The organism is Pedobacter sp. MR2016-24 (genome assembly GCF_026239655.1).
Taxonomy (GTDB): domain Bacteria; phylum Bacteroidota; class Bacteroidia; order Sphingobacteriales; family Sphingobacteriaceae; genus Pedobacter.
On the sequence record NZ_JAPIVO010000004.1, the window covers coordinates 427,781 to 442,685 of the forward strand.

Consider the following 14,905-nt stretch of genomic DNA (forward strand, 5'->3'; position numbering starts at 1 on the left):
ATCATGAACAGAATCAGCTATGCTTTTTTTATCATGCTGCTACTGTGGCTGGATACCGCTGCGATAACGCTACGCGTTTCCAAAGCTGGGACTGAAAGTATGCTTAAGAACAAACCAGTGGTCGATCTGTACGTTTCCACAACTGGCAATGACAGCAACAGCGGGGCAAAGGATAGACCAATGGCTTCTTTACACGCAGCTTTACGTAAAGCCAGGGAACTACGTCGTTTAAATAATCCTGATATCAAAAGCGGTATACGGATTATGATCAGCAAGGGATTGTATCGGCTGGACGAACCGATAATGATTCGTCCGGAGGATTCTGGTACCGCTGAGAGTCCGACGCAGGTAATTGCTGATGGCAAAGTAGTTTTTAGTGGAGGGATGAGGATCAGTGGCTGGAAAAGAGTGAAGGATCCCGTACCCGGTTTGCCTGAGAAAGCTAAAGGGAAGGTTTGGGTAACCGATATTCCTGATGTCGCTGGCGTTGACCTGCAATTCAGACAACTCTGGGTAAATGATCAAAAGGCCACGAATGCAAAATATTTTAATGGTGATCAAATGGGCAGGATTTTATCATGGAATGGGGCAAAAGAGACCTGTAAAATCCCCTTGCCTGCAAAGATCAACCTAAGCTATACAAAAGGGATGGAAATGCTGATCCACCAATGGTGGGCGATCGCCAATCTGCGTATAAAATCAATTCAAACCGCAATACAGGGGCTTGAGTTTTCTTTTATGCAGCCAGAAAGCCGCATCCAGTCTGAGCATCCCTGGCCTGCACCCTGGATTTCTGAAAAGACGGGTAACTCTGCATTTAACTTATCCAATTCCATTCAATTTTTAGATGAAGCAGGAGAGTGGTTTGAAGATTTGAGGGCGCACAAAATCTATTACTGGCCGAAGGCTACAGAAAATATGTCAACTGCCGAAGTCGTTGTACCAGTTTTAGAGAACCTGATAAAGGTGGAAGGTGACATTGATCATCCTGTATCATATCTTTCTTTTGAGGGTATATCTTTCCAGCACAGCTCCTGGCTCAGACCCTCCAAACAGGGTCATGTACCACATCAAACCGGAATGTACATGTTAGACGCCTACAAATTAAAAATACCCGGCACAGCCGATAAAAAAAGCCTGGAAAACCAGGCCTGGGTAGGCAGACCTGCATCCGGCCTGCAGCTAAATTACGTCAATCATATCAACTTTGCCTCCTGCAGCTTTGAACACTTCGCCTCAACTGGTCTGGATTATGGTAAAGGGACTCATGATAATGTAATTAAGGGAAGTTTATTTAAAGATATTGGTGGTTCGGCTATTGTAACGGGCACCTTTTCTGATGAAGCTACGGAAGTACATTTACCTTATCAACCCAAAGACGACCGTGAAGTTTCAGCCAATAATACGATCGATAATAACCTGATTACTAATGTCACCAATGAAGACTGGGGCACTGTTGGCATCGCAGCAGGTTATGTTAGAGGATTGAAAATTCTTCACAATGAAATCTCAGATGTTTCTTATTCGGGGATCAGTGTGGGCTGGGGCTGGACAAAAACCATTAATGTGATGAATAATAACGTTATCCTTGGCAATAAAATTCATCACTATGGTCAACATTTGTATGATGTGGCAGGGATTTATACGCTTTCCGCACAGCCAGGATCGTTGATTGCTGAAAATGAAATCGACAGTATTTACAAAGCGCCTTATGCGCATTTGCCTGACCATTGGTTTTATCTGTATACCGATGAAGGCTCTTCCGGTTTTACCGTCAGGGATAACTGGACACCGAATGAAAAGTATCTTCAAAATGCAAATGGCCCTGATAACTTATGGAAAGATAATGGTCCGGGTGTTTCTTCATCGATCAGGAATAAAGCTGGGTTAGCGCCAGAATTTCAATACCTGCTGAAGGAAAAGGCTAAACATTCAGCGAGAGGAATCAATACGGCAGCAGATAAAGCTGTAGTATTTGAGCTGATTTTTAACAAAGACAGTATCCCGGGTTCGGCTGTATGGACAACATTTGCAGAACAAAATAACCTTAAATCCTCTGCTATTTATAAATGGGGCAATCGCATGATGATTTATACTGCTGCTTTGAAAGTTGAAAGTCTTCAGCAGACCTTAAAACGGCTCAATCCCATCAGCATTAAACTGTATGAAGATCAGATTTATCAATTCAGCAGGAAAAAGAACTGCGGACTGGAACCCGTTGCTGAATGGGATAATATCATCTTATCAGCCAATCTGGTAAATGATCAGAAATTGCAGGCAGAATATCTTGATTACCATCAAACGCAGTTTGAAAAATGGCCGGAGTTATCTGAGGGATTCTGTAAGGCGGAGTTTCAGCAGTTAGTGATCTATAAAAACGAGCGACGGTTGGTGCTGATCATCAGCATACCTAAGGGTAAAAGCCTGGAGCAGCTGAATCCGAAAACCACAGCAAATAACCCGAGAGCAGATCAATGGAATGCCCTCATGAAGAAGTACCAGGAGGGGATTGAAGGAACTAAGCCTGATGAAGTTTGGGTGGAGTTTAAACCGTTAAATCGATAATTTTTTTCTAACACTATACAGCTTAAAATAGATAACCATGTTAAAATTAGGAATACTGGGATTAGGTGAGGGCAGGAGCACCATGTCTGCCGCATTATCAAGTGATCGATTTACACTTGTTCAGGTTTGCGATGCGAATCAACAGCTTTGTAAAGACCGCGCTTTGGAGTTTGGTTTTCAAAACTGGACAACCAGTTATGACGATATGCTACAGAATGATGAAATTGATGTCATCGCTATTTATACACCTGATCACCTCCATTTTGAGCATGTTAAACAAGCCCTGCTGCATGCTAAACATGTAGTTTGTACCAAACCTTTTATTGATGATTTATCAAATGCAAATGAATTGATCACATTGGCTGAACAATCGGGCAAAAGGGTATTTGTCGGTCAGAGTTCCCGCTTTTTTGAACCTGCAAAACGGCAGAGGAAAGATTTTGAGGAAGGATTGATCGGAGATTTAATCACTATCGAAAGTCATTATCATGCAGATCACCGCTGGTTCCTGGAAAAGGAATGGTCACTTAAGCAATCATTTAAATGGTTATATGGAGGATTAAGTCACCCGACAGATTTCATCCGCTGGTATTTGCCAGATATTGAGGAAGTAATGGGTTATGGAATGCTGAGCGCTAACGGACAAAGGGCAGGGTTGAAAAATCAGGATACCATGCATTTCATTTTCAAAGCCAGGGATGGAAGAATTGCTAGAGTAAGCGGCGCCTATACTGGTCCGACACAGCCTGCTGCACGCGACAGCGGAATGTCCTGCATTTTACGAGGAACGGAAGGGGCAAGTCAGGCTGATTACCATGAACTGCGCTATTCCGTGACCACCAGTACCGGGGAAGAGAAAATCATTACCTGGGGTGATGCAACCCTAAAACATTATTTCCGATTTGAAGGGCAAAGTCATCATGCCGGGGAATATCAGAATTACCTGGATTATTTTGCAGACAGTATCATGAACAATTTTACCGCTTATCCGGATTTAAAGGAAGGAATAGGAACGGTGGCTTTGCTGCAGGCCATGGATGAATCCTTAGAAACAGGTCTGCCGGTCAAAATTGACGGGATACTTAAGGATTATAACATCAGCAGAGCATCAATAGGACTTTAACCATGGGAAATATACTTGAACGTTTAACCACTTTAGATTACCTGATTGTAGCCGCTTATGTAGTTATTCTGGTTTTCATCGGCTATAAAGCGAGTTTTACAAAGGGCGCACAAAAAGATGAAAACCTTTTTCTGGCCAATAAATCTTTAGGCTGGGCCAGCATTGGATTTAATATGTGGGGGACCAATGTAGGGCCTTCCATGTTACTGGCTTTTGCGAGTATTGGTTATACGACTGGTATTGTGGCCGTAAACTTTGATTGGTATGCATTCATCTTTCTGTTTTTACTCGCCATCGTTTTTGCACCCAAATATTTAGCCGCGAAAGTAAGTACCATGCCCGAATTTATGGGCAACCGTTATGGTGATTCTACCCAGAATATCCTGGCCTGGTATGCTTTAGTTAAGATTCTGATCTCCTGGCTTTCGCTGGGTTTATTTGCCGGAGGGTTTCTGGTGAGGCAGATTTTAGGGATTCCTATGTGGCAATCTGTAACCGTATTAGTTGCTTTCGCCGGTCTGTTTACCTTTTTCGGCGGACTAAAAGCTATTGCAAAAGTCAATGTATTCCAGATGATCCTGTTAATCGCCGTGTCACTGTCATTAACCATTTTAGGTTTAAACAAAGTTGGTGGTATTTCATCGTTATACCATCAGACACCTTCACATTTCTGGAACCTGATTCAGCCAGCCAGTGATCCTAAATACCCATGGTATGCCATTTTGCTGGGTTACCCGGTTGCTGCGGTTGCTTTTTTCTGTACCGACCAAAGTATGGTGCAATCGGTTTTAGGCGCTAAGAATTTAAAACAGGGGCAGTTGGGGGTGAGCTTTATTGGCTGGCTAAAAATTCTTTCGCTGCCTTTATTTATCCTCACCGGTATACTGTGCGCAGCGCTTTTCCCGAATTTGAAAGATCCCAATGAGGCTTACATGACTATGGTGACCAATCTTTTTCCTCCGGGAATGAATGGTTTGGTGATCGTTGTACTCATTGCTGTTTTGGTGGGGACAATCGGTTCTTCTCTTAATTCCCTAAGCACGGTATTTACCATGGATGTTTACCTGAAGAAAATTAATCCCACAGCTACCAACAAGCAGATCATTAAAGTTGGAAGAATGGCTGTTATCGCGGGTTGTATCTTCGCCGTAATTGTGGTGCTTGCGATAGACAATATTAAAGGCTTAAACTTGTTTGACGTTTTTCAATCCGTTCTGGGCTTTATTGCACCGCCGCTTTCGGTCGTATTCTTACTGACTGTTTTCTGGAAGAGAACCACTAAAAGAGCGGTTAACTTTACGCTTTCAATTGGCTCTGTATTTAGTTTAGGTGTCGGGATCACCTATTTATGGATTCTGCCGCCAGATAAATTCCTGTTCTGGCCCCATTATTTAATTATATCCTTTTTGATTTTTATGGTTTTGCTTTTGCTGGCGGTCATCATCTCTGTCCGGGAGCGCTCACCTACAGTTTATGAGGTTAATCAGGCGCATCAGGCTAATATTGAGCAGCCCGACCGGACAGTATGGATTTCCTGGATCGTATTGGCCATGGTAATGCTTTCACTCTATCTATTTTTTAACGGACATTAAATATGAAACTTAGAATTTACCTATTTCTGGCAGTTGTTGTTAGTCTGTTTGGAGAGCAGGCTTATGCCCAAAAAGCTTCATGGATCTGGTACCCTGGTGATTTTGATATCTACATGAGCAATGTGATGCAAAACAGAAGAACCGAAAGGGGAGCATTTTTCCCCGTGTTCTGGAAAATGGATAGTCATTATGTATTGGTCGACTTTCATAAGGAGTTTGATCTGGCTGAGGCTGAGGAAGTAAAATTGTATGTAGAAGGGACTTATAACGTTAAAATTGACGGACAGGCAATTTCCGGTTTTCCTAAAACCATTAACATTCCTGCTGGCAAGCATAAATTGAGTTTGAAGGTATATAACCAGGCCCGGGTTCCGGCAATTTTTGTACAGGGGAAAACTGTGGTTTCTGATGATACATGGCGGAGTACTTTTGAGGATAAAGAATGGATAGATGCCAGCGGAAAGACATCCGACAAATCAGGTACTACCTTTGTGTCTGCCGGATCATGGAATTTTACAGATCCATTGGTAGTCCCTTCATCGTTTAAACTGCCGGTAACACCGCTATCAGCTGTTAAAACTGAAAAAGTAAAAAATGGCAGTTTACTGGATTTCGGAAAAGAAACCTTTGGTTTTATTAAAGTTCATGGCTTGAAGGGCAAAGGTAAAATGAACATCTATTATGGTGAGTCAAGAGAAGAAGCTTTATCAACCGATAAATGCGAAACACTGGATGAGCTTGATCTGGACCTGTCTGTTAAAAAAGATTCTGTTATGCCGCTGTCAAAAGCTTTCCGGTATGTAAATGCACAGTATGGAGGTTCCGTTACTGCTGATTCGATATCGATGTTATATGAATATGCGCCGGTGACAGAGCGGGGAAGTTTTACATCTTCCGATCAGGAGCTGAACAAAATTTATGATGTGGCTAAATATACTTTTCATTTAAACACCCGTGAGTTTTTTATTGATGGGATCAAACGCGACCGATGGGTTTGGTCTGGTGATGCCTATCAAAGTTATCTGATGAATTACTATTCGTTTTTTGATGCAGAAACGGTTAAAAGAACGCTTTGGGCGCAGCGGGGCAAAGATCCGGTAACGGCTCATATCAATACCATTATGGACTACTCTTTCTATTGGTTTTTGGGGATTTACGACTACTATAAATTCACTGGTGATAAAAAGTTTGTACAGGATATTTATCCTCGGATGCAGTCATTAATGACCTATATCAATGGAAGAAAGAATAAAGACGGCTTATTGGAATGGATGCCGGGCGACTGGATTTTTATCGATTGGGCAGATCAACTGAGCAAAGAAGGCGAAGTAAGTTTTGAACAGCTTTTATATGCGAGAAGTTTAGAAACGATGGCACTCTGTGCTCGACTGGCAGATGATCAAACAGGGGCAGCGCAATATGGCAAACAGGCAGGGGAACTGAAAAAAAAGCTATTTGATTTGTATTGGAATGAGCAGAAACAAGCCTTGGCGCACAGTAGGATTGATGGAAAAGCTACCGATAACGTCACTCGCTACGCCAATATGTTTGGCATCTTTTTCGATTATTTTAATGCCGATCAAAAGTCAGGTGTCAAAAAGAATGTGTTGTTAAATGACCGTATAGCAAAGATTACCACACCTTATATGCGCTTTTACGAGCTGGAAGCATTATGTGCCATGGGTGAGCAATCATACGTACTCAGAGAAATGAAAAACTACTGGGGCGGCATGTTAAAGCTTGGGGCAACTTCATTCTGGGAAGAATACAATCCTGATAAAAAAGGAGTAGAACATCTGGCCATGTATGGCAGGCCATTTGGCAAGAGCCTTTGTCACGCCTGGGGCGCAAGTCCCATTTACCTGCTTGGGAAATACTATTTAGGGGTTCAGCCCGGCACACCAGGTTATGAAACCTATACTGTTGAACCCAATCTGGGCGGATTGACATGGATGGAAGGTAAGGTACCAACTCAACAAGGTGATATTGAATTGTATTGCAGCAGGAAAGAAATTAAAATTAAATCGGCTGTAGGTATAGGAACCTTAAGGCTGAAAAGTAAATCTAAACCAGTGGTTTCCGGAGCGACGGTTAACCTGCTTAGCAAAGGCATTTATGAGATCACTATTCAAAAAGGAAAAGAATACCTCGTTAAATACAGCGCTGTAGCCAACCATAATTAAATTTAAAATAGCATTTTCAAACGCTGTGCTTATGATTAAAGAATAAGCGCAGCGTGATTAGATTTTAAATAAACCGATTCTTTTTTCTATTTTCTTCACACATTTAGTAGCTTCTTCCAGGATCTCTTCATTCGTAATGCTTTTATCATTATTCAAAGCGTTTAACATAGAAATTGTTAAACAGGCGATAATTCCATTATTGCTGTGTATACCTACGGGAACAGAGATATCAGTTACACCTGCGGCCAGATCACTGTCTTTGAGATAGACACCGTTTAACCTGATTTCTTCCAATGATGTGACAAACTCTTCCTGCCATTCTTTGGGGTGCTTTTTAAAGATCACATTTGCTTTCAGCGTTCTTTTGCGTTCCGCTTCATTCATGTACGCCAGTAACACTTTTCCCGATGCGGTTAATGGTAAAGGGAAGAGGTTACCTTCTTCAATGGAAAGGGCAATCGGACCAGGACTTTTTGCATGGATAATCACCATGACCTGGTTCATGTATAAAATACTCAAATGGCAGGATTGACGTACATTATTGGCCAGCTCTTCCAGGGGATACTGCGCAGCCTTACGTAATTCATCAATAGGAGAGTGGCGGTGAGAAAGGTAAAATAGTTTTAAAGACAAACGGTATTTACCAGAAACCTCATCCCTCAAAATATAACCGCGGCTTTCCAGGCTCATCAGCATCCTGTAAATCTCATTTGGCGTTTTTTCAATGCCAGTAGCAATTTCAGTCTGTGAAAGGGGAATAGACTGAGCAGATAAATACTCCAATATATCAAGCCCTTTGTCGAGCGCTGGTGCCTGATACTTTGATTCTTTCTCGTCCATATACTATGTTGGTTAGATTTAATTTTTGCCATTCAAACATACAAAATGCTTTTATATTTATTTGTGGCAAGCATTTAAATAAATATTGCATCAATATACATTTTCATATTTAAAAAAAATATTTATATTTGAATTAACGGCCGGTGTTTTACATATGCATTGGTCGGGATGGATTGAGGATAAAAAGCGGAATTATGCTTCCAGGATCAGCAAAATGAAAAACCAATTATAAACCGAATAATATACCGTCATGCGGTATAATAATTAGCTAAACGCCATGCGCTGTATGAGCAAATTTATTATCTTTTCTGGATTTTGGCTAATCAGCTTTGCGCTTAATGCAAAAATCAGGATTGTTGAACTTACTTGCGATTATAGAACTAATCCTATCGGTATTGGTCATCTTCAGCCTGTATTAAATTGGAAAATCAGTTCTTCACAGTACAATATTATTCAAACAGCTTATCAAATCCTTGTCGCCGATAATCTGCGGGATTTAAAACAGGATAAAGGAAATATCTGGGACTCAAAAAAAGTAAGCTCTTCAGCCTCTATTCAGCATGCTTATGCCGGACCACAATTAATATCCGGTAAGATCTATTATTGGAAAGTGAAGGTCTGGGACAATCAGCATACTACCGCCTGGAGCGCTATTGCTGACTGGCGGATGGGTTTACTTCATACTTCAGATTGGAAAGGGGCAAAATGGATTGCCTATGAGAAATTAGCAGATTCCAATATCAACGTACTTCCAACTGATGGTAAAAAGGATAAGTTTAATGCCAATAATATCCTGCCCATTTTTCGCAAAAGCTTTAAAGTGGATAAGCAGGTGAAAAACGCTGTAGCATACATCTCTGGCTTAGGTCAGTTTGAAATGCATATTAACGGACAGAAAACCGGGGATCACTTTTTATCTCCTGGCTGGACCAAATATGATAAAGAAGCTTTATACGTAGCTTTTGACGTAACCAGTCAGCTTAAAAAAGGGGAAAACGCAATTGGTGTGTTATTGGGGAATGGTTTTTATTATGTTCCACCGGTCAAAGGAAGGTATCGAAAACTAAAATCTGCTTTTGGCTATCCGAAGATGATCTGCCGGATACATATTACTTACGCCGATGGCAGCAGTACAGACGTTGTCAGTAATCCTTCCTGGAAAACTGCTCCTTCAGCGATTACCTTTTCCAGTATTTATGGCGGTGAGGATTATAATGCCAACCTGGAACAACAGGGATGGGACGAACCGGGTTTTAAGGATGACAAATGGAAATTGGCACTATCAGTTGACGGACCGGCATTAAAAGCACAGCGAGAGGAGCCTGTAAAGGTATTTGAGCATTTCTCTCCAAAGCAGGTGAATGCAGTTGCTGATGGCCAATGGGTGTATGATTTAGGCCAGAATGCTTCTGGTATCATCGAACTTAAAGTGTCGGGTAAAAAAGGAGATACGGTTCGCATCATACCGGCAGAATTACTAAAATCAGATGGCAGCGTGACACAAAAGAATATCGGCGGGCCTTCATATTTCACTTATATTTTGAAAGGAGGGGGAACGGAAACCTGGTCGCCGCGTTTTACCTATACCGGATTCCGCTATTTACAAGTTAAAGGTGCAGTTCCCTCAGGTAAAGCGCATACATCAGGTCAGCCGCTTATCACATCTTTAAAAGGGCTGCATATTCGCAATGCTGCGGCAAAGGTTGGAAGTTTTTCCAGTTCCAATACACTATTCAACAAAACTTACGATCTGATTGACTGGGCCATTAAAAGTAATATGGTCAGTGTTTTTACAGATTGTCCCCACCGGGAGAAGCTGGGCTGGTTAGAGGAGTTGCATTTAATGGGCAGTTCCGTAAGATACAACTACAACGCAGCACCATTATTCAAAAAAGCTTTGCAGGACATGAAAAACTCACAGCTGGAAAACGGGCTCATTCCTGAAATTGCTCCTGAATACGTTAAATTTGAATGGGGAGGGGATATGTTCCGCGATTCTCCTGAATGGGGAAGCAGCGGTATTTTAATGCCCTGGTATTTATATCAGTGGTATGGTGATCAACAAGCTATTACGGATAACTATGCGATGATGCAACGGTACATCGATTACCTGGGGACCAAAGCGCAGCACCATATTTTATCACAAGGCTTAGGAGACTGGTACGATCTGGGACCTCATCCTCCAGGGGTATCGCAGCTTACACCTATGGGTGTAACGGGAACCGCCATCTATTACTATGACCTGATTATTTTGAATAAGATGGCGACGCTTACAGGTAAAAAGGCAGATGCGCTAAAATACGCACAGCTTGCCAAAGCAGTCAGGGAGGCTTTTAACAAACAATTTTTCAATACACAAACCAAACAATACGCAACGGGGAGTCAGGCTGCCAATGCTATGGCGGTATATATGGGACTGGTCGAAGAAAAGGATAAGGCTGCGGTAATTGACAACCTTGTAAAAGATATAAGAGCACATCAAAATAGTCTGACTGCTGGCGATATCGGCTACCGTTATGTGCTGCGGGTGCTGGAAGATGCCGGCAGATCTGATGTGATTTTTGATATGAACAGCAGGTCTGATGTCCCGGGATATGGTATGCAGATAGAAAAGGGTGCTACGGCACTCACAGAATCCTGGGCTGCATTGCCGACGGTGTCAAACAATCATTTTATGTTAGGGCATTTAATGGAATGGTTTTATAGTGGTGTTGGCGGTATTGGTCAGCAGGATGATGGGATTGCATTCAGCAAAATCCGGATTTACCCTCAGGTTACTGGTGATCTTAGTTTCGCTAAAACCAGTTACAATTCACCATATGGTTTAATCGCTACAGACTGGAAAAAAACCGGGCAAAGTTTTGAAATGGAAATTGATATCCCGGCTAATACTACTGCCATCCTATATCTTCCGGCTGGAGTCAGCCATAAAATTGAGGAAGAATCAGGTGCAGAATTCCAAAAAATAGGTTATGCATCAGGCAGAGCCAAAATCGGCATTGGTTCAGGTCACTACAAATTTAAGGTTAACTGAGTATGAGAGGGATCGCTATAGTTTTAATCGGTGTTTTTACAGCATTTTCTGCGGTTGGTCAGGGTATTTCAAAACCGGTATCACCGAAGGTGATGGAGCAGATTTACCAGGAAGTGAAAACACCATTTAAATATGGATTGGTGATGGTTCCGGCAGACAATGACCATAAAATGGATTGTCCGACCATCTTTAAAGATGGAGATTACTGGTATATGACTTACTTGATCTATAGTGGCAGGGGTTACGAAACCTGGCTTTCAAGAAGTAAAGATTTGCTGAAATGGGAGAACCGGGGCAAACTATTGTCTTTTGCTGATGAAGGCAATTGGGACGATAACCAGAAAGCAGGTTACAATGCATTACAGGATACTGAATGGGGCGGAAAGTATCAATTGGGTAAATATGACGGCAAGTACTGGATGTCTTATTTCGGCGGTAAAGAGAAAGGTTATGAAACGGAACCCTTATCTATTGGTATTGCTTACAGCACTCAAAAACCCTCAGTTGTGCAGGAATGGACACGTTTATCTAAACCTGTTCTCACTTCTGCTGACGCAGATGTTAGCTGGTGGGATAACCGCAATAAACTATTTAAAAGTACCATTATTGAAGATAAACAAAAGCTTACCGGTCATCGCTTTGTAATGTATTATAATGCTGTTGGCGATTCGCTGGTCAATAATAAAAAGACAAGATGGTATGAAAGAATAGGAATGGCGGTTGCTGATGATATGCAACATTGGAAACGCTTTGGCAGAAATCCGGTAGTTCATCATCCGGTCGGGATTACTGGTGATGGGGTGATCCAAAAGATAAATGGAACCTGGGTGATGTTCTATTTCGGCGCGTTCTGGAAAGACAAACAAGGTGCCTTTAACCGCTTTGCAGCTTCTGATGATTTGATGAACTGGACGGACTGGCAAGGGGAAGACCTGATCCGCTCTTCCGAAAAGTATGATGAATTATATGCGCATAAATCTTTTGTGATTAAACACAAAGGCGTTGTTTACCATTTTTACTGTGCGGTGAATCAAAAAGACCAGCGCGGAATTGCAGTAGCCACTTCGAAAGATCTGGGGAAAAGCAAATTAACTTTTATAGGTACTGACAAATGATGAAGATAACCAGCAGATACAGATTCTTTAGTGCCTTAGTGTTTGTGCTGACACTGAGCATGACAGCTCTGGGGCAATCCAGAATAAGGGAGAGTTTTAACAAAGACTGGAAGTTTTTTGCAGGCGACTTAACGGAAGCTAAATCTCCTGCTTTTAATGACGGGAACTGGCGGAAATTAACTTTGCCCCATGACTGGAGTATAGAAGGCAAATTTGATGAGAAGAACCCGGCAAAGCCAGAAGGCGGTGGTTTGCCAACGGGAATTGGCTGGTACAGAAAATCATTCAACGCACCTGTTAACTTAAAAAACAGACTGGTTACAATAGAATTTGATGGGGTATACAAAAATGCTGAAGTATGGATCAATGGCCATTATTTAGGTAAAAGACCTTATGGTTATAGTTCATTTGCTTATGAAATTGGTTCTTTCCTCAAAGCAGGAAAGAATACAATTGCGGTCAAAGTGGATAATTCGGCCCAGCCGGATTCGCGCTGGTATTCAGGTTCCGGCATTTACAGAAATGTATGGTTAACCTCTACTGCTAAACTAGCTGTGGCCCATTGGGGTACTTTCGTAAATGCATCTGTGAAAATGGCTGGCAATACCCTGGACAGGGGTGACGAGGCATTGGTTAAGGTTAAAACCGATATTCAAAATCAAACCGGTAAGGTAAAAGCTGTCACTGTTCTTTATTCTGTGTATGATGCTTCAAATCAACTCGTTGGGCAAAGCAAATCTCCTCCTATTCAAATAGATACAGCGGGAATTGCACTGAAGGATAGCATCAGTTTTAAAAATCCAAGACTGTGGTCGACCACAAACCCCTATCAATATAAAGTCATCACGCAAATTTTGCAGTCCGATCAGGTGATTGATCAAACGGAAAACCTGTTTGGTGTCCGCCATATTCAATTTGATGCACAAACTGGTTTTTACCTTAATGGGATATCAACAAAGATCCTGGGCGTCTGTTTACACCATGATTTAGGCGCATTAGGTGCTGCGGTAAATACACGTGCAATAGAACGCCAGCTGGAAATTTTGAAAGCTATGGGCTGCAACGCTATCCGCACTGCGCACAATCCACCAGCACCAGAGTTTCTTGACTTATGTGATAAAATGGGTTTCCTGGTGATGGATGAGGCTTTTGATATGTGGAAGAAGAAGAAAAACCCGAAAGATTATCACCTGGATTTTCCGCTATGGCATAAAAGAGATCTGGAAGATATGCTAAAGCGAGACCGCAATCACCCATCTATCATCTTGTGGAGCATTGGTAACGAGATCCGTGAGCAGTTTGACAGCACCGGGGTGGCGATCACCAAAGAATTGGTGGGCATAGTTAAAAGTTTGGATGATAGCCGTCCGGTGATTTCTGCTTTAACAGAGACTGATCCCAAAAAGAATTTTATCTATCAGGCCAATGCCCTGGATATTTATGGTTTAAATTATAACCATAAGCGTTACAAAGATTTTCCGATAAATTATCCGGGTGTTAAGTTTCTGGCTACAGAAACCACCTCGGCTTTAGAGACCAGGGGTTTTTATGATACAGCTGATACGGTACGCCGATGGCCCAGAGATGGCAAGACCAAATTTACAGAAGGTAATGCAGCATGGTCGGCCTCATCTTATGATAATGTCTCTGCCTATTGGGGCTCTACTCATGAAGAAACCTGGAAAGAGGCAAAAAAATATGGCCATGTATCCGGAATATTTGTGTGGACTGGCTTCGATTACCTTGGAGAGCCTTTACCTTATCCATGGCCTGCCCGAAGTTCTTATTTCGGGATTGTGGATTTAGCTGGTTTCCCAAAGGATGCTTACTATATGTATCAAAGTGAGTGGACAGACAAGCCTGTGCTGCATCTGCTGCCGCATTGGAACTGGGAAAAAGGCAAATCTGTAGAGGTTTGGGCTTATTATAATCAGGCAGATGAAGTGGAATTGTATCTGAACGGGAAATCCTTAGGGAAGCGGTCTAAGGAAGGTGACGACCTGCACGTGTTGTGGAAGGTGAATTTTGAGCCAGGCACATTACGCGTAGTATCCAGGAAAGATGGCAGGGAAGTGCTGGTTAAAACTGTAAAAACGGCTAATGCACCCGTAAAAATTGAACTGATTGCCGATAGGGCCACGATCAAAGCAGATGGTAAAGATTTATCCTTTGTCACTGTAAGAATTTTAGATAAAGACGGAAATGTAGTGCCCGATGCAGATGACCTTGTCCAGTTTAACCTGACAGGTGCTGGTACAATCGCTGGTGTAGACAATGGATTTCAGGCAAGTTTAGAGCCATTTAAGGCGAATTACCGGAAAGCATTTCATGGTTTATGTCTGGCCATTATACAGGCGCAGGAAAAAGGTGGAACAATCAAGCTGACTGCAAGCGCCAAGGGGTTAAAAGCAGCAATGATAACAATAAATTCAGTTAAATAATTTTGTAGCATT

The 14,905-nt window shown here is 42.1% G+C and carries 8 protein-coding genes; 7 read left to right on the plus strand and 1 reads right to left on the minus strand.

Annotated features, from left to right (window positions below):
* The first annotated feature begins 3 nt into the window (after window positions 1-3).
* Genes OQX62_RS12910 through OQX62_RS12925 form a run of 4 tightly spaced genes read left to right on the plus strand, consistent with a single transcriptional unit; the run spans window position 4 to window position 7,463 of the window.
* A complete protein-coding gene (locus OQX62_RS12910) occupies window positions 4-2,565 on the plus strand; it encodes an L-rhamnose mutarotase (protein ID WP_265831949.1) in 2,562 nt (853 codons plus the stop codon).
* Between the two features lie 37 nt (window positions 2,566-2,602).
* The gene (locus OQX62_RS12915; RefSeq protein ID WP_265831950.1) at window positions 2,603-3,688 is read left to right on the plus strand and encodes a Gfo/Idh/MocA family protein; all 1,086 of its coding nucleotides are present in this window, start codon (window positions 2,603-2,605) and stop codon (window positions 3,686-3,688) included.
* Between the two features lie 2 nt (window positions 3,689-3,690).
* Complete coding sequence (locus OQX62_RS12920) at window positions 3,691-5,280, plus strand: sodium:solute symporter family transporter (protein WP_265831951.1); 1,590 nt, start codon at window positions 3,691-3,693, stop codon at window positions 5,278-5,280.
* Between the two features lie 2 nt (window positions 5,281-5,282).
* Window positions 5,283-7,463 (plus strand): alpha-L-rhamnosidase C-terminal domain-containing protein, encoded by a 2,181-nt coding sequence (locus tag OQX62_RS12925; RefSeq protein ID WP_265831952.1) that lies wholly within the window; start codon window positions 5,283-5,285, stop codon window positions 7,461-7,463.
* A 57-nt stretch (window positions 7,464-7,520) separates the two neighbouring features.
* Here the strand turns inward: OQX62_RS12925 and OQX62_RS12930 are convergent, their stop codons facing one another.
* A complete protein-coding gene (locus OQX62_RS12930) occupies window positions 7,521-8,303 on the minus strand; it encodes an IclR family transcriptional regulator (protein WP_265831953.1) in 783 nt (260 codons plus the stop codon).
* Window positions 8,304-8,589: 286 nt separating this feature from the next.
* On the opposite strand from OQX62_RS12930, the gene OQX62_RS12935 reads away from it, so the two are divergent.
* From OQX62_RS12935 to OQX62_RS12945, 3 genes are read left to right on the plus strand one after another with little or no spacing between them, the layout of a single operon-like run.
* On the plus strand, window positions 8,590-11,337 hold the full coding sequence (locus OQX62_RS12935) for a family 78 glycoside hydrolase catalytic domain (RefSeq protein WP_265831954.1): 2,748 nt from the start codon (window positions 8,590-8,592) through the stop codon (window positions 11,335-11,337).
* 2 nt (window positions 11,338-11,339) lie between these two features.
* Window positions 11,340-12,452 (plus strand): glycosylase, encoded by a 1,113-nt coding sequence (locus OQX62_RS12940; protein ID WP_265831955.1) that lies wholly within the window; start codon window positions 11,340-11,342, stop codon window positions 12,450-12,452.
* A complete protein-coding gene (locus OQX62_RS12945) occupies window positions 12,449-14,893 on the plus strand; it encodes a sugar-binding domain-containing protein (RefSeq protein ID WP_265831956.1) in 2,445 nt (814 codons plus the stop codon). Before OQX62_RS12940 ends, OQX62_RS12945 begins: the two co-directional genes overlap by 4 nt.
* Window positions 14,894-14,905: the final 12 nt, after the last annotated feature.